21 protein-coding genes are annotated in these 22,339 nt (G+C 59.6%); 1 reads left to right on the top strand and 20 read right to left on the bottom strand.

The genetic code is table 11. From position 1 onward, the window contains the following. Positions 1-58: 58 nt before the first annotated feature. The 16 genes from FHT92_RS06900 to FHT92_RS06825 form a co-directional block, all read right to left on the bottom strand. Positions 59-760: a tRNA (guanosine(46)-N(7))-methyltransferase TrmB gene (locus FHT92_RS06900; RefSeq protein ID WP_183823390.1), complete on the bottom strand. Its 702-nt coding sequence runs from the start codon at positions 758-760 to the stop codon at positions 59-61. Then, on the bottom strand, positions 757-2,010 hold the full coding sequence (metK, locus tag FHT92_RS06895) for a methionine adenosyltransferase (RefSeq protein WP_183823388.1): 1,254 nt from the start codon (positions 2,008-2,010) through the stop codon (positions 757-759). Before metK ends, FHT92_RS06900 begins: the two co-directional genes overlap by 4 nt. Positions 2,011-2,186: 176 nt before the next feature. Then, on the bottom strand, positions 2,187-2,606 hold the full coding sequence (locus tag FHT92_RS06890; protein WP_183746132.1) for a helix-turn-helix domain-containing protein: 420 nt from the start codon (positions 2,604-2,606) through the stop codon (positions 2,187-2,189). A 153-nt stretch (positions 2,607-2,759) separates the two neighbouring features. Further along, complete coding sequence (gene lnt, locus FHT92_RS06885) at positions 2,760-4,364, bottom strand: apolipoprotein N-acyltransferase (RefSeq protein WP_183823386.1); 1,605 nt, start codon at positions 4,362-4,364, stop codon at positions 2,760-2,762. 78 nt (positions 4,365-4,442) lie between these two features. After that, positions 4,443-5,576 (bottom strand): hemolysin family protein, encoded by a 1,134-nt coding sequence (locus FHT92_RS06880; protein WP_183746138.1) that lies wholly within the window; start codon positions 5,574-5,576, stop codon positions 4,443-4,445. Further along, complete coding sequence (gene ybeY, locus FHT92_RS06875; protein WP_183823384.1) at positions 5,573-6,088, bottom strand: rRNA maturation RNase YbeY; 516 nt, start codon at positions 6,086-6,088, stop codon at positions 5,573-5,575. The genes FHT92_RS06880 and ybeY overlap by 4 nt, the downstream gene beginning before the upstream one ends. Continuing rightward, positions 6,088-7,140, bottom strand: a complete 1,053-nt coding sequence (locus tag FHT92_RS06870; RefSeq protein ID WP_183746144.1) for a PhoH family protein — start codon at positions 7,138-7,140, stop codon at positions 6,088-6,090. The genes ybeY and FHT92_RS06870 overlap by 1 nt, the downstream gene beginning before the upstream one ends. Positions 7,141-7,158: 18 nt before the next feature. Then, complete coding sequence (gene miaB, locus FHT92_RS06865; protein WP_183823382.1) at positions 7,159-8,568, bottom strand: tRNA (N6-isopentenyl adenosine(37)-C2)-methylthiotransferase MiaB; 1,410 nt, start codon at positions 8,566-8,568, stop codon at positions 7,159-7,161. Positions 8,569-8,615: 47 nt separating this feature from the next. Next, on the bottom strand, positions 8,616-9,413 hold the full coding sequence (locus FHT92_RS06860; RefSeq protein ID WP_183823381.1) for a lysophospholipid acyltransferase family protein: 798 nt from the start codon (positions 9,411-9,413) through the stop codon (positions 8,616-8,618). A gap of 27 nt (positions 9,414-9,440) precedes the next feature. Beyond that, a complete protein-coding gene (locus tag FHT92_RS06855) occupies positions 9,441-9,869 on the bottom strand; it encodes a Fur family transcriptional regulator (protein ID WP_183823379.1) in 429 nt (142 codons plus the stop codon). A gap of 33 nt (positions 9,870-9,902) precedes the next feature. Further along, on the bottom strand, positions 9,903-10,403 hold the full coding sequence (locus FHT92_RS06850; protein WP_183823377.1) for a GNAT family N-acetyltransferase: 501 nt from the start codon (positions 10,401-10,403) through the stop codon (positions 9,903-9,905). Beyond that, positions 10,400-11,059 carry a tRNA (adenosine(37)-N6)-threonylcarbamoyltransferase complex dimerization subunit type 1 TsaB gene (gene tsaB, locus FHT92_RS06845; RefSeq protein ID WP_183823375.1) on the bottom strand — a complete coding sequence of 220 codons (660 nt, stop codon included), beginning with the start codon at positions 11,057-11,059 and terminating at the stop codon, positions 10,400-10,402. The genes FHT92_RS06850 and tsaB overlap by 4 nt, the downstream gene beginning before the upstream one ends. Positions 11,060-11,147: 88 nt before the next feature. After that, positions 11,148-11,714 (bottom strand): NifU family protein, encoded by a 567-nt coding sequence (locus FHT92_RS06840; RefSeq protein WP_183746163.1) that lies wholly within the window; start codon positions 11,712-11,714, stop codon positions 11,148-11,150. 107 nt (positions 11,715-11,821) lie between these two features. Continuing rightward, the gene (locus FHT92_RS06835; RefSeq protein WP_112541815.1) at positions 11,822-12,313 is read right to left on the bottom strand and encodes a universal stress protein; all 492 of its coding nucleotides are present in this window, start codon (positions 12,311-12,313) and stop codon (positions 11,822-11,824) included. A gap of 77 nt (positions 12,314-12,390) precedes the next feature. Beyond that, the gene (trpS, locus tag FHT92_RS06830; protein WP_183823373.1) at positions 12,391-13,455 is read right to left on the bottom strand and encodes a tryptophan--tRNA ligase; all 1,065 of its coding nucleotides are present in this window, start codon (positions 13,453-13,455) and stop codon (positions 12,391-12,393) included. A gap of 100 nt (positions 13,456-13,555) precedes the next feature. Continuing rightward, the gene (locus FHT92_RS06825) at positions 13,556-13,951 is read right to left on the bottom strand and encodes a VOC family protein (RefSeq protein ID WP_183823371.1); all 396 of its coding nucleotides are present in this window, start codon (positions 13,949-13,951) and stop codon (positions 13,556-13,558) included. 185 nt (positions 13,952-14,136) lie between these two features. Here FHT92_RS06825 and FHT92_RS06820 point away from each other — a divergent pair, with 185 nt between their 5' ends. After that, on the top strand, positions 14,137-14,565 hold the full coding sequence (locus tag FHT92_RS06820) for a YcbK family protein (protein ID WP_183823369.1): 429 nt from the start codon (positions 14,137-14,139) through the stop codon (positions 14,563-14,565). An 89-nt stretch (positions 14,566-14,654) separates the two neighbouring features. Here FHT92_RS06820 and murJ read toward each other — a convergent pair whose 3' ends face one another. The 4 genes from murJ to mutS form a co-directional block, all read right to left on the bottom strand. Next, positions 14,655-16,235, bottom strand: a complete 1,581-nt coding sequence (murJ, locus tag FHT92_RS06815; RefSeq protein WP_183823367.1) for a murein biosynthesis integral membrane protein MurJ — start codon at positions 16,233-16,235, stop codon at positions 14,655-14,657. After that, a complete protein-coding gene (locus tag FHT92_RS06810; RefSeq protein WP_183746180.1) occupies positions 16,232-19,123 on the bottom strand; it encodes a [protein-PII] uridylyltransferase in 2,892 nt (963 codons plus the stop codon). The genes murJ and FHT92_RS06810 overlap by 4 nt, the downstream gene beginning before the upstream one ends. Positions 19,124-19,237: 114 nt before the next feature. After that, the gene (locus FHT92_RS06805; RefSeq protein ID WP_183746183.1) at positions 19,238-19,513 is read right to left on the bottom strand and encodes a hypothetical protein; all 276 of its coding nucleotides are present in this window, start codon (positions 19,511-19,513) and stop codon (positions 19,238-19,240) included. A gap of 13 nt (positions 19,514-19,526) precedes the next feature. Beyond that, positions 19,527-22,253: a DNA mismatch repair protein MutS gene (gene mutS / locus FHT92_RS06800; RefSeq protein WP_183823365.1), complete on the bottom strand. Its 2,727-nt coding sequence runs from the start codon at positions 22,251-22,253 to the stop codon at positions 19,527-19,529. Positions 22,254-22,339 lie beyond the last annotated feature (86 nt).

The following is a 22,339-nucleotide window of genomic DNA, read 5'->3' as shown; positions in this document are numbered from 1 at the left end:
TATTCTCGAAAAATTCCAGTCGACGGCAACGCCGTCGAAATTGACTGGTCTATGCGGGTCAGACGCGTTTGAACGTGAGATAGGCCGAAGAGCGGCCCTCACGACGGGCCTTGGCTTCATAGCGGGTGCTCGGCCAGCCCTCATAGGGCGTCAGCCAGTCGGTGGCATTCTGCGCCATCCATTCGAAGCCGCCATGGTTGCAGCATTTCAGGAGCGTCCAGTTCACATAGGTGTCGATGTCGGAGGCGAAGCAGAACAGCCCGCCCGGCTTCAGCACCCGGTGGAAACGGTCGAGATTGGTCTTGGAGACGAAGCGCCGCTTCCAGTGCTTGCGCTTCGGCCAGGGATCTGGATAGAGCAGATCGATCTGATCGAGACAGTGATCGGGAAGCCAGTCGAGAAGCTGAGTCGCGTCATCATCATAGACACGCACGTTGCGAGCACCCGTTTCATCGACGCGGGCAAGCAGCTTCTGCATGGAGTTCACAAAGGGTTCGACGCCGATAAAGCCCGTCGAAGGCATTTCCAGCGCACGGTGGATGAGATGCTCGCCACCGCCGAAGCCGATCTCCAGCCGCAATCTCTCGACCGTATCAGGGAAGAGCTTCTTCAGCGGCTCTGGGGGAGCCGCCGAAAGATCGATGATGAATGCCGGAAGCAACGTAGCGAGTCGGTCGGCCTGCTGTTCACGCAGGGCTTTTCCCTTGCGGCGACCGAAGAAGGCTTCGGTCGCTCGGCCCCGCCGTTCCATGTCCGTCATGCAGCAGCCTTGGTCCTGACGGCGTCCTTGAGCGCCTTCACGAGGTCCGTGCGCTCCCAGGAGAACGAGCCGTCGCGGCCGGCCTTGCGGCCGAAATGGCCGTAAGCCGAGGTCTTGGCATAGATCGGCTTGTTGAGATCGAGATGACGGCGGATCCCCGACGGCGACAGGTCCATGTTCTGGCGGATCGCGGCTTCGACCTGATCCTCGGAAACACCCTTGCCGGTGCCGTGCAGGTCGACATAGATCGACAGCGGCTGAGCAACACCGATGGCGTAGGAGAGCTGGATCGTGCAACGGTCGGCAAGGCCGGCAGCTACGACGTTCTTGGCGAGGTAGCGGGCAGCATAGGCAGCCGAACGGTCGACCTTGGTTGTGTCCTTGCCGGAGAATGCGCCACCGCCGTGTGGAGCAGCACCGCCATATGTGTCGACGATGATCTTGCGGCCGGTGAGGCCGGCGTCACCATCCGGGCCGCCGATAACGAACTTGCCGGTGGGGTTGATGTACCACTTGCAATCGGGGGCAATCTTCAGATCGCCGAGAGCTTCGCGAATATAGGGTTCGACGACGCTGCGGACCTTCTTTGAATCCCAGCTGTCGTCCAGATGCTGGGTGGAAAGAACGATCGACGTGGCTTCCGCCGGCTTGCCGTCCACATAGCGTACGGTCACCTGGCTCTTGGCGTCGGGGCCGAGCTTGGCGACTTCGCCTTCACCCTTCTTGCGGGCGACAGCGAGCAGCTGAAGGATCTTGTGGGAATAGTAGATGGGCGCCGGCATGAGATCGGGCGTTTCCTTGCAGGCGTAGCCGAACATGATGCCCTGGTCGCCGGCGCCTTCATCGCCCTGCTGGTCGGCGGCGCTGTCCACGCCCTGGGCGATGTCCGCCGACTGCGAATGCAGCAGCACGTCGATCTTGGCCTTCTTCCAGTGGAAGCCGTCCTGCTCGTAACCGATGTCCTTGATGGCGCGACGAGCCGCAGCCTTGAACTTCGACGGGTTGATGACGTCGTTGCCGTCCTTGTCCTTTTTCATCAGGCTGGGCGGCAGACGAACTTCGCCGGCGATGATGACACGGTTGGTCGTCGCGAGGGTTTCGCAGGCAATGCGCACGCCCCACGGATTGATGCCGGTCTTTGCCGCTTCGCGGTAGACCAGATCGACGATCTCGTCGGAGATGCGGTCACACACCTTGTCCGGGTGACCTTCGGCAACAGATTCGCTGGTAAAGAGATAGTTCGCGCGCATTCCGGGATTCCCCTCAAAGAACAAAAGCAGTTAGTAGGTACTCAGTTCGCATTCGAATGACAAGCACAGAAGGACATAAATATATCTTTATATCTGCGGCGAAATGACAAATTTTGCCTCAAAAACGCAAAAAAGCGGCCTTTTGAGCCGCCTTAAGCTTCCGAGCGTGGCAACGCTCAGTCGGAGTCTGCTTCCGCCGCGAGCGCCTTCACCAGTTCGACGACTTTACGTCGAACCTTGGGATCGGTGATCTTCACAAATGCGCGGTTGAGCTGGAGTCCTTCCGAAGAGGAGAGGAAATCAACGACGTAGTTCGAGCTGGAGGTTTCCGACATGCCGGTCAAGGCGGCGGAATGCTCGCCGGGAGCATCTTCGAAGAAGAAAGAAACGGGAACGTTGAGGATGCTTGAGATGTTTTGGAGGCGGCTTGCACCAACGCGGTTGGTACCCTTCTCATATTTCTGGATTTGCTGAAAGGTGATGCCGAGGCTTTCGCCGAGCTTCTCCTGGCTCATGCCCAACATGGTACGGCGAAGTCGAATGCGGCTACCGACATGGATGTCGATAGGATTCGGCTTCTTCTTATTTTCAATCATGGTCGTGCCCTAGCAAAGAAAAATTCAACTCTGTTCTAACCGGCATGCCCTGACCTCATTCCGTAACGCCACGTTGCAAGTCGCGATAACCCAGCTTGAAACATACGTTACTAACGCCGATTGTTGCCACTATGCAATTTTAGGGGTTTTCGGTCAATTCAACCTGAAAATTAAACCCTTGCGAGAAATTAGCGCAATGCCTATCAGCAACGTTTCAGTCAACCAGAAGTACGTTTGGTGAGGATATGGACTTCCTGGGTTTTTCCCCCATCCATCGAGGGTTGCATCAATATACCCCATTTCATCCAATCTCAGACCTGCAACGATTTCGCCGCGTGCATCTACAACCGCTGAAATTCCACTATTTGCATCGCGAATCAGCGGCAAACCCGTCTCGACCGCTCGTACGCGTGCCTGCTGGAAATGTTGGTAGGGACCAGGTGTCGAGCCGAACCAGCTGTCATTCGTGATGTTGAGAATGGCATTCGCTTGTGTGATGTCGCCAGTCATTTCGTCCGGGAAGATGATCTCGTAGCAGACGAGGGGATAGAATTTCAGCCCGTTCGGAAGCTCGAGCAGATGACGGCTGGCGGCCGCCGAAAAGCCACCGGGCATCTCCACTACATTCTGGACACCGAGCTCGTTGAACATGTCCTCGAAGGGAAGATATTCGCCGAAGGGAACGAGGTGTACCTTGTCTGAGGCGGCGACGATCTGCCCCCGCCCGTCTATCACATAGATCGAATTATAATAGCGGGTGGGATTGCCGGGGCCGAGTTCTTCAGCGCGCACGGCGCCTGCGATCAGGATCTGGTCGTCGTCGAGCGTATCGGCAATCCGCGTCAGCGCATCCTTGTTGTCGGTGAGGATGAAGGGTATCGAGGTTTCCGGCCAGACGATGATGTCGGGCTTCTTGCCGCCTTCCTTGGGCGGTTCCGTCGAAAGTTTGAGATGTGTCTCGAAGATAGCATCGCGGTCCGCGTCATTGTCCATCTTGGCGGTCTGTTCGATTGCAGGCTGGACCAGGCGGACCACGGGCCGCTTGTCTTCGGGTAACGCCTCGGGCTTCGGTGTGAAATAGAGGATATAGGCGCCGTAACCGAGATGCGCCGCAAAGAGGACCGCCGCAAGGCTGACGCCGAGTTTTGCTCCCTGCCGGGTTCCGATGAGAGCAGGGGCAGCAAAGACGAAGACCGAAAGAGCCGTCACCCCCATCGTGCCGATCACATGCGCGGACTGCATCATGACAGGCATGGGCATCATGGCATAGCCGATGGCGTTCCACGGAAAACCGGTGAAGATGAAGCTGCGTAGCCACTCAAACAGGCCGAAGCTGGCAGCAAGTGCTGCAATCCGCCCCATGCCATCGGACCAGAAGATACGGGCGAGAGCCGCAGCCAGCCCGTAAAAGATGGCAAGACAGGCCGGAAGCCCGAGGATCGCGAGCGGCAAAGCCCAGGCGAACTCCTCTGAATCGATCATTAGTGCGTGCCCAAGCCACCAGAGCCCGGCAACGAAGTAACCGAAACCGAACAACCAGCCCGCGACAAAGGCCGGCCAGAGCCTGCCGAGAAAGCTGCTTTCCGGCGAGGCGGCTGCCCCGTCGATCAGCCAGACGAGCAGCGGGAAGGAAATAAACATCGCGGCGAAGAAGCCGACGGGAGGCAGCGCCAGGACGCCGAAGGCACCTGCTGCGATCGCAAGTAGTGACCGTTTGAAACCCCAGACGAGGATAATCCTGTCCGCAAGCCGCTCCATACGCACTCCCATCAAAGCCGCGAATCAATCCAATCGCAGTCTTTCAAAAAAGCGCGCGCTTGTCGTCTTACGGAAAGGTCAGTTTGCAGTCGATTCCGCCGGCCGATCATCGTTTCCGTCGCCAATAAGCGATGCGTCACCGTCCGCCTTGGCACGGCGGCGGATTGCCTGGCGCTTGCGGGTGATGCGCACCCGCTTGATGCGGCGCGGATCGGCATCGAGAATGTGGAATTCGAAATCCGGCAGGGCCTGAACGACTTCTCCGCGCACGGGAATGCGTCCCAGTGCCGAGAAGATCAGGCCGCCGAGCGTATCGACCTCGTCGATCTGCTCATTGATGTCGAAATCGGGACCGATGGCTTCGGCAATCTCCTCGAGTTCGACGCGTGCGTCGGCAACGAAGACGTCTTCCGAAACACGTTTGAACATGACTTCCTCATCGTCATGTTCATCATCGATATCGCCGATCACCATCTCCACAATGTCTTCATGCGAGGCGAGGCCGTCAGTGCCGCCATATTCGTCAATGACCAGTGCCATCTGTGTGCGGTTCACCTGCATGCGGCGCAGAAGATCGGACGCCAGCATCGAAGGCGGCACGAAGAGGATCTGCCTGATAATGCCAGTCTCGGCGAGCGTTTTCTGAAGGTCGACTCGTCCGAGATCGAAATTCGGTTTAGCCGAACGCGGCGCCTTCTGGATATTCTCCGGCGAAACCTCGATAGCCGGTGCGCCCGCCGCAGGCTTCGTGCCGCTGCGGCGCTTGTTGCGCGCTTGCTTGGCAACGTAGGAAAGAAGGTCGCGGATATGCACCATGCCGCGCGGGTCGTCGAGCGTTTCGGCATAGACCGGCATGCGCGAACGGCCGCTTTCCTCGAACAGGATCATCAGTTCGCCGATGGTGATGTTCTGGTCGACCGCCTCGATGTCGGCACGTGGCACCATCACGTCGGCAACGCGCACTTCGCGGAAGCGCAGGATGTTATGAAGCATTGCCCGCTCGTCGGGCGAAAACGCATCGGCTGCAGCCGGATCGGTCATCAGCGCGTCTATGTCTTCGCGCAGGCGTGAGCCCTGTTGCGGTCGCAGCATGCGTGCGGCGCGTGACCAGAAGGATTGCGGTCGGTGTCGACTACTGCCACCCTCGTCGGAAGAGGAGGATTGGTCGGAGTCCCTGGCGTCTGACGCCGGCTTCGTTGAAAAGTCGCTCATGGTTCCATTTTAAGGTCTTGACCCTCGTAGGGGTCAGATAGGCCGAGTACTGCCAAAATGCGAGTCTCCAGCCCCTCCATAATTTCGGCTTCGTCATTTTTCATATGGTCGTAGCCGAGCAGATGCAAGAAACCGTGCACCATAAGATGGGTCAGATGATCGTAAACGCTCTTTTCGAGCTCTTGCGCCTCTCGCTCCACCGTTTCCCTGGCAATGATGATATCGCCGAGCATCGGGCCGGGCATCTCGCCGGGCTTCACCGGAAAAGCCGGGAATGACAGCACGTTGGTCGGCTTGTCCTTGCCGCGCCATTCCGCATTGATGTCCTGGATCGAGGCATCGTCAGTGAAGACGAGCGAAACTTCCGGTGGCATCTTCGGGAAGGGCTGCTGTTCTTCTTCCCGCAGGTAAGTGACCGCCGCACCCAGCACCCGTTCGCCAAGGGCATGCAACACATCTTCGGCGGGCCAGCCCGTGTCCTCGATGCTGATCTGTATGTCGAGATCGGCCATCAGTCCTGTTGGCTAGCCTCTTCGTTTGCCGCTATATAGGTCGCATCATAAGCCTTGACGATGCGGCCGACCAGCGGATGGCGCACGACGTCGATATCCTTGAAGCGCGTGATTGAGATGCCCTCGACTTCGTTCAGCAGGTGGAGCGCTTCCACGAGGCCGGATTTGACGCCGCGCGGCAGGTCGATCTGGCTCGGGTCGCCGGTGATGATCATACGCGAATTCTCGCCAAGACGCGTGAGGAACATCTTCATCTGCATCGCCGTGGTGTTTTGCGCCTCGTCGAGGATGATGGCGGCATTGGCAAGTGTACGGCCGCGCATGAAGGCGAGCGGCGCGATTTCGATGACGCCGGCAGTGATCGCCCGTTCGACCTTGTCGCCCGGGATCATGTCGTAAAGCGCGTCATAAAGCGGGCGGAGATAAGGATCGACCTTTTCCTTCATATCACCCGGCAGAAAGCCCAGGCGTTCGCCGGCTTCCACGGCCGGTCGTGAAAGGATGATTTTCTCAACCGCGCCGCGCTCCAGAAGCTGGGCGGCATGAGCGACGGCGAGGTAGGTCTTGCCTGTACCAGCCGGCCCGACGCCGAACACCATCTCCGAGCGCTCGAGCGCACGCATATAGGCATCTTGTGTCGGCGTGCGCGCGATGATCGTCTTCTTGCGCGTCGAAATCTGCGCCATCGTCAATTTGGCTTTTTTCTCCATCGTCGGCAGCGTGAGCTGATCGTCCGCAGCAACCGCCATGCGAATTGCGCCTTCAACGTCTGAACGCTCCACACTGCCGCCTTTCTGGAGTTTTTCATAGAGGTAATCGAGTGTGCGCCGCGCCTGATTGGTCGCCAGCACATCGCCGGTGATGACAACGGAGTTACCGCGCGCTCGCGCATCGATATGAAGCCGCTGCTCCAAGAGCTTCAGATTCTGATCGAACTGTCCGAAAAGTTCGCTGGCGAACCGGTTGTTCTCGAACGTCAGGACGAAGTGATTGGCGTCGCTCGCTATGCGTGGGTGGCGCGGTGAAGAAGAAACCAATTCTTGTCCGTTCAAGCGGTCGAGCTCCCTGGGTTAGACCTCAGCCTCTGCGCGTTCGGCAAACAGGCTGTTGGTTCCGGTTCCTGTGATTCGCACTTTAATAATGTCACCGATTTGCGATGCTTTTGCATCAACATTCACGGACTGCAGCCACGGTGACCGGCCGATAAGCTGGCCAGGCATACGGCCGGGCTTTTCCAGGAGAAGATCGATTTCCTTGCCGATACAGGACTCGTTGAATTCCTGCGTCTGCTTGAGAAGCAGCGCCTGCAGGCGTTCCAGCCGTTCTGCCTTGATATTTTCCGGCACCTGGTCCTTCAATTCCGCTCCGGGCGTACCCGGCCGCGTTGAATATTTGAACGAGAAGGCCTGTGCATAACGGACCTCCTCAACGAGTTTTAGTGTATCCTCAAATTCCCGGTCTGTCTCCCCCGGAAAGCCGGTAATGAAGTCGCCCGAGAGCGCGATATCGGGACGGGCCTTGCGGATGCGCTCGATGAGGGAAAGATATTCGGCCGCCGTGTGACGGCGGTTCATGGCTTTTAGAATGCGGTCCGAACCGGATTGAACCGGAAGGTGTAGATAAGGCATGAGCGTGCGAAGGTCGCGATGCGCTTCGATCAGCCGATCGTCCATGTCGCGCGGATGACTGGTCGTGTAGCGAAGACGTGCAAGACCAGGGATATCGGCAAGCCTGTAGAGCAAGTCGCCAAGGCTCCACTCTTCGCCTTTCGGGCCGACGCCGTGCCAGGCATTGACGTTCTGGCCGAGCAGGGTGATTTCGCGCACGCCGCCGGCAACCAGCTTCATTGCCTCCTCGACGATCTGCGAAACCGGCCGCGAGATCTCCGAGCCGCGCGTATAGGGTACGACGCAGAAGGTGCAGAACTTGTCGCAGCCTTCCTGCACGGTCAGGAACGAGGTGACGCCACGAGCGCGGATTTTCTGTGTCTCGGCGAGCGGCAGATGCTCGAACTTGTCCTCGATCGCATATTCCGTGTCGACGACGCGGTGACCTTCTTTGGCGCGGCGCAGCGCCTCCGGCAGCCGGTGATAAGTCTGGGGGCCGATAACGACATCGACAGCCGGGGCCCGGCGCAGGATTTCCTCTCCTTCAGCCTGCGCGACACAGCCGGTAACGCCGATCATCATCTCGCGGCCGTCGGCAGCCTTGCGCTTTTTCATCTCGCGCAGGCGCCCGAGCGCGGAATAGACCTTCTCGGCCGCCTTCTCACGAATATGGCAGGTGTTGAGCAGAACGAGGTCCGCCTCTTCCATGTCCTCGGTGGCCTCGTAGCCGTCGCGGGCAAGAGCATCGCTCATGCGCGTCGAGTCATAAACGTTCATCTGGCAGCCATAGGTCTTGATGAAAACCTTGCGGCTGTTGGAGCCATCGCGGAGGGAAACCTCCGGGGCCTGGAGAATGGCGCTGTCCTGGGTCATGGCCCGTTATCTAGTGGTTTTTGACGCGCGAGAAAAGGGTATCTCGCTCAGGCGATATCGCGGCCGCGCAGGCTGCTGTTCAGCAGGTTGCGGACGCGGGCAGCGATCGTCGCGCTGACATCCTTGCGATTGGTCTTTTCGCCATATTCGATCGCCTCGCCGAAGGAAACCTCGGCATCGATCGCGCCGCATTTCAAGATGTCGATCAGATGCGGCAGAAGCTCGATATCGCCGGGCCAGGCTGCGAGCGGGCGGTGATAGCGGCCCATGGCGATACCGTGCACCTGCGTATAGGCGATGGAAACCGGCTGGACCATGACGGTGCCGGTCGGGGAATGGGGCACGGCCATTGCGGCCGCTCCAAAGAGCGACGATTTGACCTCCAGCAAGCGGTTGCCGTCGGACGTCGTTCCCTCGGGAAAAAGCACGACGATTTCGCCGTCCACCATGCGCGCGGCGATCTCGCTCGCCTGGTGTCCGGTGCGGCGTTTTTCCTCCCGCACCACGAAGACACTCTTCTGCAGCTTGGCAAGCGTGCCGAAAATCGGCCAGTCCTGCACTTCGATCTTAGCGATAAAGGCGACGTCGGCCACGGCGGACATGACCATGATGTCCATCCATGAGGAATGGTTCGAGCAGAGCATCAGCGGCCGGCGACTCTCAAGCGTGCCGCGCACCCGGATGCGAATACCGAGACAGTAGCAGACGATACGATGCCAGCGCCGGGGCAGGGTGCGCCTGAGTTTCCAGTCGAAGCGCAGCGCCAGCACCTGTAGCGGCATGAGCAGGACGCTGACGACGACGATGACGGTCAGCGCGAAGGCAATGCGCAGCCAGACGATCAAATACGGCGCTCCCCGACTGCCATGATATCAGAGTTCGTCTTTCTTCAGCGGAATCCCGTAGAGTTCCAGGCGGTGATCCACCAGCTTGAAGCCGTGCTCGCGAGCGATCCGCTCCTGCAGCGCCTCGATTTCCGGCGAGCGGAATTCGATGACGACACCGGTCTTCAGGTCGATCAGATGGTCATGGTGTTCTTCTGGCACCGTCTCGTAGCGCGAGCGGCCGTCACGGAAATCGTGGCGGGCGATAATGCCGGCATCCTCGAACAGCTTCACCGTGCGATAGACCGTCGAGATGGAAATCTTGGCGTCGACCTTGACCGACCGGCGATGAAGCTCTTCGACATCGGGATGATCTGCAGAATCCTCAAGAATGCGCGCGATCACTCGGCGCTGCTCGGTCATGCGCATGCCGCGTTCAGCGCAAAGCTCCTCTAGGGTCTTGGCTACCTCAGTCATGGCTGCCTTCTCATTATCCTGTCGAGAGGGGAACTACCGAAGAACGCGCTTCATGACAAGCGCCGTAGAGGTCTCCCCATTGGCGTCCTTGTAATAGCCCTTGCGCACGCCAGCCTGCTCGAAGCCGAGTTTGCGATAGAGCGCAAGGGCGGCGATATTGCCGTTGTCGACTTCCAGGAACATGCTTTCGCCGCCGCGAAGACGTGCCTCGCGCATGGCGGCCTGCATCAGCCGCCAGCCGAGGCCGGAACGCGCGACCTTCGCCTGCACCGCGAGCGTCAGGATTTCCGCCTCGCCCGCCACCTGGCGTGCGAGAATGAAGCCCGGCAGGGTCTTTTTCAGGATAGCATTGGTCTGGCGGGCGACGAAGCCAAAGACGGTATTCTGTGACAGGAGGCTGTGGAATTCGCCGTCACCCCAAGGGCGGGCGAAGCGTTCGCCATGCAGGATGGAAACGTCGGAGCAATCCTCCGGCTCCATGGCAACGATTTCGAATTCCGGTTTCAGCGTCAGATAGGCTTCCAGCATCGTCATACTCTTGCAATCGCATACCCGGCCTGCGGCTTGGCGTCGAGTCCGCGCAGATAAAGGGGCTTCGGCTTTGCGGCATTTGGGTTCACGGCAGCACCGAGGCGTGCCACGATGGAGATCGGGAAGGAGTTGGCATATTCGCCCGTTACACCGGGTTTCAGCAACGGAGTCGCCGAACCGGTGATCTCGCCGTCGAAACCGGCAGCGAAGACCTGCGCTTCGGCGATGCTGACCGCGCGGGCTTCATCAAGTGGTGAGCCGTCGGCAGCAAAAGACTGAAGGTAGATTTCTTCCCGCTTGGCATCCATCGCCGCGAGTACCGCGCGGCCAGGCGTCTTCTCGCGCTGGGCAGCGGCCATGACTTCGAGCGTCGTGATGCCGACTGCGGGAATATGGAGGGAAAGCGCAAAGCCGCGGGCTGCAGCAACTCCGACGCGGATACCGGTAAAGGAGCCGGGGCCGATGGTGACGGCAAGGCGCCCGACATCCGAAAGTGCGACGCCCGCCTGATCCAGCGCGCGATCGACGATGCCCATCAGATGTTCAGCATGCCCCTTGCCGATCATGTCCGATGCCTCCCCCAGCATCGTATCCCTGCCGCTGTCATAGATAGCGGCAGCGCAATCCACACCTGCCGTGTCGAGCGCCAGAACGATCATGCCATCAATTTCCGAATAAACTATTGTCGCCTATCCATAAATCCGTCTGGCCGAACCCCAGATGAACGGCCGGACGCATCAGAGATTTTTAAGCGGCAATCACTTCCTGCACTTCCGGAACGAAATGGCGCAGCAGGTTCTGGACGCCGTGCTTCAGCGTTGCCGTGGAAGACGGGCAGCCGGCGCAGGAACCTTTCATATTGAGGTAAACCTTGCCGTCCTTGAATCCACGGAAGGTGATGTCGCCGCCATCCTGGGCAACAGCCGGACGTACACGGGTCTCCAGCAGTTCCTTGATAGTCAGCACGATCGACTCGTCGCCTTCATCGAAGAATTCATCGCCGGCATCGACCTCTTCCGACAGGATCGACGCATCGCCCATGACCGGCTTGCCGGACATGAAATGCTCCATGATCGAGCCGAGAATAGCCGGCTTCAGATGCTGCCATTCGGCATTATCCTTGGAGACGGAGATGAAATCGTAGCCGAAATAGACGCCGGTCACGCCCGGAATTTCGAAGAGACGGGCAGCGAGCGGCGAAGCCTGAGCTTCATCGGCATTGCGGAATTCGGCCGTGCCGTTTTCCATCACCACCTTACCGGGAAGGAACTTCTGCGTGGCAGGATTTGGCGTGGCTTCGGTCTGAATGAACATCTCGCTCTCCATGCGGCGGGCCATGACCTCAACCGTCTTTAGAATTCTTCAAAAGAAAATAAGCCTATTGTCGGGCCGATTCAAGAGACTGGTACTCAAGAAATGGCTTAACAGAGGGCATCGATTTCCTCGTTGGTCAGCGTGTCCGGAAGCACGGTGACGGGAATGGGAAAGGCAGCTCCGCGTCCTGCGACGGACGAAACCAGCGGTCCCGGTCCCTCCTTGGCGGAGCTTGCGGCAAGCACGAGGATTGCGACGTCCCGGTCTTCCTCGATGACGGCATTGATCTGCTCGGCCGAGTTGCCCTCGCGGATGACAATTTCAGGCTCGATGCCGATCGTCTCGCGCACGATCTGTGCAGCCTTGGCGACGGTGGCTTCCGCCTCCTCGCGGGCTTCCGCCCGCATGATCTCCTCGACGCCGAGCCATTGCTGGAAATCGCCTTCCGGGATCACGTAGAGAAGGATGAGGCCGCCATTGGAATTCTTGGCGCGCCGTCCGGCATAGTGGACGGCGCGTTGGCATTCTGGTGTCCCGTCTATCACCGCCATGAATTTGCGGCGGTGACCTTCGAGCCGTGAGAGTCGCTTTGATACCATGACGCGAACTCTGACACCTGTGACCAAAAATTTGCAAGCCCCCCCGTTTTGCGTGGGAGCTCTGCATGTCGATCGGACTAGTATAGGAAGCCGATGATCTCGCGAAGTTCGCGCATCGTCACGTCGGCGCGTGCTTTTGCACGCTCGTTGCCATTGCGCAGGATCGCGTCGATATGGCTCGTATCGTTCATCAACCGGCGCATTTCGCCTGTTATCGGCGACAGGACCTGCACAGCCAGATCGATCAGCGCCGGCTTGAAGACGGAGAACTGCTGGCCGCCGAATTCGGCGAGCACCTGTTCCTTCGTCTTGTCGGCGAGTGCGGCATAGATCGAGACGAGGTTTTCAGCTTCCGGCCGGTTTTCAAGGCCGGCCACTTCGCTCGGCAAGCCATCCGGATCGGTCTTGGCCTTGCGGATCTTCTTGGAGATCGCGTCTTCGTCGTCCATCAGGTTGATGCGCGAAAGGTCCGACGGATCGGACTTCGACATTTTCTTAGTGCCATCGCGCAGCGACATGACGCGCGGCGCCGGCCCCCCGATCAGCGGTTCGACCATTGGAAAATAGGCATGCACTGGCTCGTCGCCAACGGTGATGTCGATCCCGTAGTTGGTCGTGCGGATATGCGAGGCATAATCAAGGTTGAATTTCATCGCGATGTCACGCGTCAGCTCGAGGTGCTGCTTCTGGTCCTCGCCGACGGGCACATGCGTGGCGCGGTAGACGAGAATGTCGGCAGCCATCAGGCTCGGATAGGCATAGAGACCGAGCGAGGCCTGCTCGCGGTCCTTGCCGGCCTTGTCCTTGAACTGCGTCATGCGGTTCATCCAGCCGAGGCGGGCGACACAGTTGAAGATCCAGGCGAGTTCGGCGTGCTGCGGTACGGCGGACTGATTGAAGACGATATGCTTTTCGGCATCGATGCCGGAAGCGATGAAGGCGGCTGCGATCGAACGCGTCTGCGACAGCATGTCCTCGTGGACGAGCTGCGCGGTTAGCGCATGCAGATCGACGACGCAATAGATGCAGTCGTTACCGTCCTGGAGCTGCACGAAGCGGCGGATCGCGCCGAGATAGTTGCCGAGATGCAGGTTGCCCGTCGGCTGAACGCCGGAGAATACGAGCTTCTTGAATTCGCCCATGATGTTGTCCTCGATTAGGCTGGTGGAGGGCCCCAGGGCCAAAGACCCATGTTGCTAACGCGGGCGCTTATGCACGTGCTCAGGATTGCAATCAAGAGGTTCAGCCCGCGGCATGTTCGATCAAGTCGAAGGTGTTGCCGTAAGGGTCCGCAAAGACCGCGACGGTGCCGTAAACCTCGTGTCGCGGCTCCTCCAGGAAACGAATGCCAGCGGCAAGCATCGCGGCATAGTCGCGTGTGAAATCGTCGGTCTTCAGAAAGAAGCCGACGCGTCCGCCGGTCTGATTTCCGATGACGGCCCGCTGCGTCTCGTTTGCCGCTTGTGCCAACAGAAAGGCCGCCCCATCGCCGCCCCTCGGTTTCACGACGACCCAGCGCTTGCCTTCCGGCTGCAATTCATCCTGAAGGCATTCGAAGCCGAGAGCCTCACAATAGAAGGCTTTGGCACGGTCATAGTCATCGACGACGAGGGTGACGAGGAACAGGGATTGGGTCATGCGATCTCCAGATTTGGATGTTTATTCCATTTATGTTCAGAAAAGTGCCCGATTTTACGCCAAATTGATCAGTATGTTTAGCTAGAATTGAGTATAAAATTTCACAGAAAAGCTTTCTTTGAACTGAAAATCCTCTCGCCCGGCTGCGGCCCAACGGGCCGTCGGAATAATCGATCGGAGGTACCATGCAGAACGCTAGTTTGCTCGCCATGGCAGGCCTTTTCGCCCTACAATCAGCAACGACAGCTGTCGGTCAAGATAATCGACGGCAGACCACCCAACTTCCCAAATACGAAACGCGTATAGCTTACACGATGCAGACCGTCAGTGTTCGCGCCGGCTGTTTCCCGGCGCGATTGCGGGCGGTCTTATCGCATATCGCGGCAAAGACTGGACGTCGGCCGATGATAACGTCGGGCTTCCGGCCACATCCCCGCCGCCACGGCTCCCTACACGGAAAGTGTATGGCAGCCGATATCAGGATTCCTGGACTGTCGGAGCGAACGATTATCGCGGCCGCGAAAACCGCGCCCGGGATAGGTGGGATCGGCAGCTACTGCAACGGCATCATCCATGTCGATGTCGGGCCGCAGCGACGATGGGTCGATTGCTAGGAAAATTCCAGTGGTTTTGCGCGCGAATTGCGTGAAAACAAAAAGTTAGAGTCTCCACCTCCTTTGAAGGGACCGGAGATAATCTAGTCTCAGGCGTCCTTCGCGGGTGCCGGTTTGCGGTTGAGATTGCGCCGTATCATGCCGAGGTCCGCCCCACCGATCAGAAAGGCGGTCGCGAAATAGACGACCATCGAAATCGCAATCAGCAGACCAAGCGTGCCGACCTTGGTCAGAAGCGGCGCGCCCGAGGCAAGCCAGGGCGCCCAGTGCTGCTTGAGGTAGAAGATGACGGCGCCCATGACCGCAGAGGCGACGATCAGCAACGCGGCGCGTTTGGCAAGCGCCCATTCCCATGTCAGATGGCCGCGGCGCAGAAGCGTGGTGAAGAGCAGCACGGTGCTGATCCAGCCTGCTGTCGCTTCCGCCACCGCAATGCCCGGTGCGCCCATATAGGGAAAGAGCGTCAACGCGGTCGCGCAGTTGGTGGCGACCGCGATTGCCGAAAACCGCATCGGCGTCTTGGTATCCTCGCGGGCATAGAAGCCTGGCTGCAGCGCCTTAATGAGCACGAAGGCCGGCAGCCCGACACCGTAGATCGCAAGGATCGAGCCAACGATCAGAGTGTTTTGCTCATGGAATGCGCCGCGCTCATAGAGCACACGGATGATCTCGTCCGACAGGATCCACAGCGCGAAACCGGCGGGGATCGTCAAGAACATCACGAATTCGATCGATCTGTTCTGCAGGAAGGCGGCCTCGCGTAACGCGCCGCCTTTCAGCGCGCGGGCCAGTTCGGGCAGCAGTACCACGCCGACGGCGACACCGACGACGCCGAGCGGAAGCTGGTAGATGCGGTCGGCATATTGCAGGGCGGCGATGGCGCCTTCGCGTGAAGAGGCGATCGCCTGGCCGATAAGCTGGTTGATCTGCGTAATACCGCCGGTGACGGCCGCTGGGACGGCGAGAATCAGCAGCCGCTTGACGTTGGGCGTCATCTTCGGAAAGCGGAAGCCGATGCTCATGCCGGCATGCAGGACACCGAGATAGACGACGGCCAGCTGCAGGACGCCCGCTGCCAGCACGCCCCAGGAAAGATACCAGGCCGTCGCCAATGGTTCGGCGCCGGTATAGAGCGCATAGAACAGCGCGCCGATCATCACCACATTGAGGAAGATAGGTGCGACGGCCGCGGCGAAGAAATGATGCAGCGAATTCAGCATGCCGCTCATCATCGCCGTCAGAGACATGCACATGAGATAAGGGAACATCACTGCCGCCATGCGGATGGTGATCCCGAATTTCTCGGGATCATCAGCAAAGCCAGGCGCGATGACGAAGCGCACCAGCAGCGGCATGCAAAGCTCCATCACGATGGTGATGAGCAGCAGGACGGAGAACAGAACCCCGAAGACTTCTTCCGAAAAACGCTTGGCGCCCTCAATGCCGTTCGCTTCGATCTCCTTGGCGAAGAGCGGCACGAAGGCTGCATTGAAAGCGCCCTCGGCAAAGAGCCGGCGGAAGAGGTTCGGGAAGCGGAAGGCGGCATAGAAGACGTCGGCCATCGGCCCGGTGCCGAGCGCCGCTGCCATCAGCGTTTCGCGGGCAAAACCAAAGATGCGGCTTCCGAGCGTGGCGCCGCCGACCGTGGCGAATTTCTTGACGAGGCTCATACGGGGGAACCGGCTTTCTTTTCGGCGGCAGTCGCGGCAGGGGCGATGATGCCTGACGGCATGCGTTCGCGCAGTTCGTCCTGCTCCTCGGCCATGACCGCTTTCATGCGGGCAGTGATATTGGAACGCTTGCTGTCGCCGGAGATCTTCTGGCCGACGAGATCGGTGACATAGAACGTATCAATGACCTTCTCACCGAAGGTGGTGATGCGCGCCGACTGGATGTCAAGCGACAAATCGGACAGAACGGCTGTCATTTCCGACAGCAGGCCCGGCCGGTCGAGGCATTCCACCTCGATGACGGTGAACTTGTTCGACAGGCTGTTGGTGATGGTCACCGACGGTGGAATGACGAAGGCCTTGCTCTTCTTCCGGTTCTTCGTGCGGGTCGCGATCACCTCGGGCAGGCGTTTGCGGCCGGAAAGCACGTCCTCGATCATGCGGCCGATCGTGCCGGCGCGTCGAAGCTCGTCCTCGTCGTTCGGAAATTCGCGGCTGACATGGATCGTATCGAGCGCCCGTCCATCAGAGGTCGTGAAGATCTGCGCATCGACGATGTTGGCCCCGGCTGCCGCACATGCGCCGGCAATGACGGCGAGCAGGCGCGGATGGTCGGGTGAGAGAACGGTGATTTCGGTGATCGCGTGGAAGCTGTCGGTGCGCACTGTGGTTGCCAGCGCCTGGCCGGCCTTGTCCGCCTGGCGGATAAAATGCGCATGGCGGATCTGGTCTTCCAGCGGCACGGAAAGCAGATAGGGCTGGTAGTGCAGCTTGGAATAGGTGCGGCGATCCTTCTGGCTCCAATCGGAAAGCGCGGCGTTGAGCGCTTCGGCCGCGGCCTGGGCGCGCTCCTTGCGCGATACTTCCGAGAAGCCGCCGGCAAGCAGCAGTTCCGTCTCGTAATACAGCGTGCGCAGCAGCTGGCCTTTCCAGCCGTTCCAGACACCCGGACCGACAGCGCGGATGTCGCAGATCGTCAGGATGATCAGCATCTTCAGGCGGTCGAGAGACTGAACACGGTCGGCGAAATCGGTGATCGTCTTGCGGTCCGTCAGGTCGCGCGTCTGAGCGACCATCGACATGGTCAGATGTTCCTCGATCAACCAGACGACGATCTCGGTCTGCTTTTGCGACAGGCCAAAGCGGGCACTGAGCTTGCGGGCGACACGTGCGCCGGCGATCGAATGGTCTTCCTGCCGGCCCTTGGCAATATCGTGCAGCAGCACGGCAACATAAAGCGCCTCGCGGTCCTCGATATGCGGCATCAGCTTGTTGGCGAGCGGATGCAGCTCCTCCGCCTTGCCCTTGTCGATTTCCGAGAGAACATCGATGGCGCGGATCAGGTGCTCGTCGACCGTGTAGTGATGATACATGTTGAACTGCATCATCGCGACGATCTTGCCGAATTCGGGAATGAAGCGGCCAAGCACGCCGGCCTCGTTCATGCGCCGCAGGATGAGTGCGGGATCGCGCCTGGAGGTGAGGATCGACAGGAAAAGCCGGTTTGCCTCGTCATTCTCGCGCAGGTCGTTGTTGATGAGGCCGAGCGAACGGTTGACGCGCTTCAGCGCATCGGGGTGGAATTCCAGTCCGTTGATATCGGCCACATGGAACAGGCGGATGATGCTGACCGGATCGCGCTTGAATACATCGGAATTGGCGAGCGTGATGCGGCCGCGATCCTCCACGAACTCGACGCTGCCGGGGATCTTGCGATTGCGATGGGTGAAGCGGCTGATGACGCCCGTCAGTCCCGGGATCGATTTCGCCTGCTGGTCTTCGAGTGCCGCGCAGAGGATGCGAGTGAGATCGCCCACATCTTTAGCGACCAGGAAATAGTGCTTCATGAAACGCTCGACGGCCGAAAGGCCAGGGCGGGAATGATAGCCGAGCGCCTCGGCGATCTCGCGCTGGATATCGAAGGAAAGACGCTCCTCCGCTTTGCCGGTCAGAAAATGCATATGGCAACGCACGGCCCAGAGAAAATCGTCGGCCTTTTTGAGAAGCCGGTACTCCTGCTTCGACAGCACGCCGAGCGGTACCAGATCGGCCGGATCACGGACGTGATAATAATATTTCGAAATCCAGAAGAGCGTATGGAGATCACGAAGGCCGCCCTTGCCTTCCTTGACGTTCGGCTCAACGAGATAACGCGTATCGCCGGCCTTGCGGTGGCGTTCGTCGCGTTCGGCAAGTTTGGCAGCGATAAATTCCGGTCCTGTTCCGGTGACGATTTCCTTGTCGAAGCGGGTTTCCAGCTCCGTTTCCAACGACTGCAGCCCGCAAATAAAACGCATTTCCAGAATGGCGGTGCGGATGGTCATGTCGGACTTGGAAAGCGCGATACATTCATCGACGGTGCGGGTCGCGTGGCCGACCTTGAAGCCCATATCCCACAGCATATAGAGCATGAACTCGACGGCCTTGTGCGTCTCTTCCGCCGGCTTGGGCAGGAAGAGGAAGAGCAGATCGATATCCGAGCCCGGCGCGAGCGTGTCGCGACCGTAGCCGCCGACTGCCGTGACCGCAAACTTGTCCCTCTGCTTCGGGAAGACATGGGCGGTGGCGAAATTATAGAGAGCGGTGATGATCTGATCCTGCAGCCAGGAAATGCGATGAGCGCAATCAAGCCCGCCGCCTTGGGCGTCGAGAAGTTCCCGCGCCTTCCTGCGTCCTTCGACGCTGGCTTTCTTCAGAACGGCAAGAAGATCGTTCCGCAGCACGTCGGGACGATTGCGGTTGGCATCGGCAATGGCGTTGCATTGCCCCTGCAGCAGTTCCACATCGAGGATCTCGGAGAAGTCGATGTCGTGCGTCACCATCGGCCGGGCGGTTATCTCTTCGGTCCGAGCCGCTTGCTCATGGCGCGCCTCTTGTTTGATCTGCATGCGCTATAGCCTCTTTACCCGCGGATTGACACGGGCCTTCATATTCCATGAACCTTTAAATTTGGCGAAATGGTGTTGGCAAGCCGCAGGTGACGGACGCTTTGCCGCAAGCCCTCAAGCTGCAGTCTGCGTCAGCAGCGTATCGAGAACCTGCCGCGTTTCGCTCATGATGCCGTTAAGCGTCGCCTTGTCGCATTCACGGTAGCCGGCATCGACGATCGCGCCGCAGAACTCGCCGATCTTCAGGCAGGAACCGGTGATCTTCGCCATACCGATTGGCGTATTCCAGCCGCGCGCCTCCAGATTACCATCAGATTGTTTCATGATTTCGAGCATCGAGACGATGACGGAGAGGCGCTGCGTTTCCTGAAGCAGTTTTTCCATGAACACGGGGGTGCTGCTCCTATTTCATCTTCTTTTTAAGGTCGTAAAGCGCATCGAGCGCCTCGCGCGGCGTCATGTCGTCGAGGCTCATTGCCTTAAGGGCTTCTTCGACCTTGGAAGGCCCGCGCGATGTTTCCTCGCGGCGCACCGCGACCTGGAAAAGCGGCAGGTCGTCGATCAGCTGGCTCGCCGGGTTCTTGCGATCGGCATCTTCAAGCCGGGTCAGCACATCACGCGCGCGAGTCACGACAGAGGCAGGCAGGCCGGCAAGCCGCGCGACCTGAATGCCGTAGGAGCGGTCGGCCGCACCCGGACCGACCTCGTGCAGGAAGATGACATCACCATCCCACTCCTTCACGCGCATCGTTGCGTTCGATAGCCGCGCAAGCTTTTCCGAAAGCACGGTCAGCTCATGGAAATGCGTGGCGAAAAGCCCGCGGCAGCGATTGGCTTCGTGCAGATGCTCGACAGCGGCCCAGGCGATGGAAAGGCCGTCGAAGGTCGCGGTGCCGCGGCCGATCTCGTCGAGAATGACGAGGGAACGATCGGTTGCCTGGTTGAGGATCGCAGCCGTCTCGACCATTTCCACCATGAAGGTGGAACGCCCGCGCGCCAGATCGTCGGAGGCGCCGACACGCGAAAACAGCCGGTCGACGATACCGATATGGGCCGACGTTGCCGGCACGAAGGAACCCATCTGGGCGAGAATGGCGATCAACGCGTTCTGCCGCAGGAAGGTCGATTTACCGCCCATGTTCGGCCCGGTCAGCAGCCAAATCGCGCCATCCTTGCCGTCGGAGACCGGCGACAGATCGCAATTATTGGCGACAAAGGGACCGATGGACTGCCGCCGCAGTGCCTGTTCGACGACGGGATGGCGCCCGCCCTCGATCGCAAACATCTTCGAGCCGTCGACCAGCGGCCTGCAATAGGCCTGCTCTTCTGCAAGCAGCGCCAAACCTACCGCAACATCGATGACGGCAAGGGCCAGTGCGCCAGCCTTGATCGATTCTGCCTCTGCAACAGTCGCTTCCGTCATCCGGTCGAAAGCCTCGAGCTCGATCTGCAGCGCGCGGTCGGCGGCATTGGCGATGCGGCTTTCGAGGTCGGCAAGCTCAGTCGTGGTGAAACGCATGGCATTTGCCATCGTCTGCCGGTGGATGAAGCGAGCCTTCGCCTCTGCTGTATCGGTCATCGGTCCGGCATTGCCGGCGGTGACTTCGATGAAGTAACCGAGGATATTGTTGTGCTTTATCTTCAGCGACTTGATGCCGGTCTCTTCGGCATATTGCAGCTGCAGGCCTGCGATCACCCGGCGCGATTGGTCGCGTAGCGCCCGAACATCGTCGAGATCGGCATTGGCACCGTCTCGCAGGAAGCCACCATCGCGTTTCAGAAGCGGCAATTCCTCTGTGAGGTTTTCGGCAAGCAGGGCTTCGAGCTCGGACGGGAGAGCCTGCAGCCCCATGCGCGCCTGTTCCAGCTCCTCTGGCAGCATCGCGCTTCCCAATAGATCGGCGATATGCGCGGCAGCGGCGAGCCCTTGGCGAATGGCCCAGAGATCCCGCGGACCGCCCCGATCGAGCGCTAGGCGGGAGAGCGCCCGCGGCATGTCGGGTACGTGTTTCAGCGCGTCGCGCAGGTCCCCGCAGAGCGACGGTTCCTGCATTAGGAAACCAATTGAATCCAGGCGCTCGTTGACGCGGGCAGGATCGGTGAGCGGCGACATCAGCCGTTCGGCAAGCAGCCGTGCCCCACTGCCGGTGGTCGTGCGGTCGATCGCCTTTAGCAGCGCACCATTGCGATCACCGGAGAGCGTGCGCACTAGTTCCAGATTGGCGCGTGTGGCCGGATCGATGAACAGCGTCGAGGCGCCGCTTTCCCGTTCCGGCCTGCCGAGCGGCGGCCGTTCGGCAATCTGCGTCTTCTCCACATAGGCGATGGCTGCTGCCGCGGCCGCCAGTTCTGCGCGCGAGAAACTTCCGAAGCCGTCGAGCGTCGAAACGTCGAAATAACGCGCTATGCGGGTCTCTGCCGTCGCGCTGTCGAAAAGCACAGCCGGCTGCGGGACGGCGGTGCGGCCGAGCACGTCGAAGACCGATTTTAGTTCGCCGTCATAAAACATCGTATCGGGAACGATGAGCTCGCGCGGATCGATGCGCAGGATATCGGCGAGCAATCGCGATGCTTCCGTTTCCGCCAACCGGAAGACGCCGGTGGAGATATCGATCCAGGCAAGCGCCAGCACCGGCTCGGAAGCACCGCGGATACGCGACAGCGTCATCAGATAGTTCGATTCCGAGGGCGAGAGCAGCTTTTCCTCGGTGATGGTGCCTGGCGTGACGAGGCGGACGACATCGCGCTTGACGACGGATTTCGAGCCGCGTTTCTTGGCTTCTGCCGGATCTTCCACCTGCTCGCAAACGGCGACGCGGTAACCGAGCCCGATGAGCTTCTGCAGGTAGTCGTCGGCCGCATGCACAGGCACGCCGCACATTGCAATATCCTGCCCCATGTGCTGACCACGCTTGGTGAGCGTGATGCCGAGCGCGCGTGAAGCCTCAAGTGCGTCCTCGAAGAACAGCTCGTAAAAATCGCCCATGCGATAGAAGAGCAGCGAATCCGGATTGTTCGCCTTGATCTCGATATATTGTTCCATCATCGGCGTCGCCGAGGCGCGGCTTTCCTCAGTGGCGAGCTCGGCTGCCGAGAAGGCTTCGTTTCTGCTGTCTATTCGTGCGTTCACGGAGGTGCAGTTTTTCCCAAAAAAACAGGTGCCAACCCTATCCGCGCGCCGCTATAGATGACAACAGCAATTGGGAAAGAGGAAAA

Origin of the sequence: Rhizobium sp. BK377, from assembly GCF_014193935.1 — a bacterium.
Taxonomy (GTDB): Bacteria; Pseudomonadota; Alphaproteobacteria; order Rhizobiales; family Rhizobiaceae; genus Rhizobium.
The sequence above is the reverse complement of the archived record's forward strand: the minus strand, read 5'-3'. Positions and strand labels throughout refer to the sequence as shown.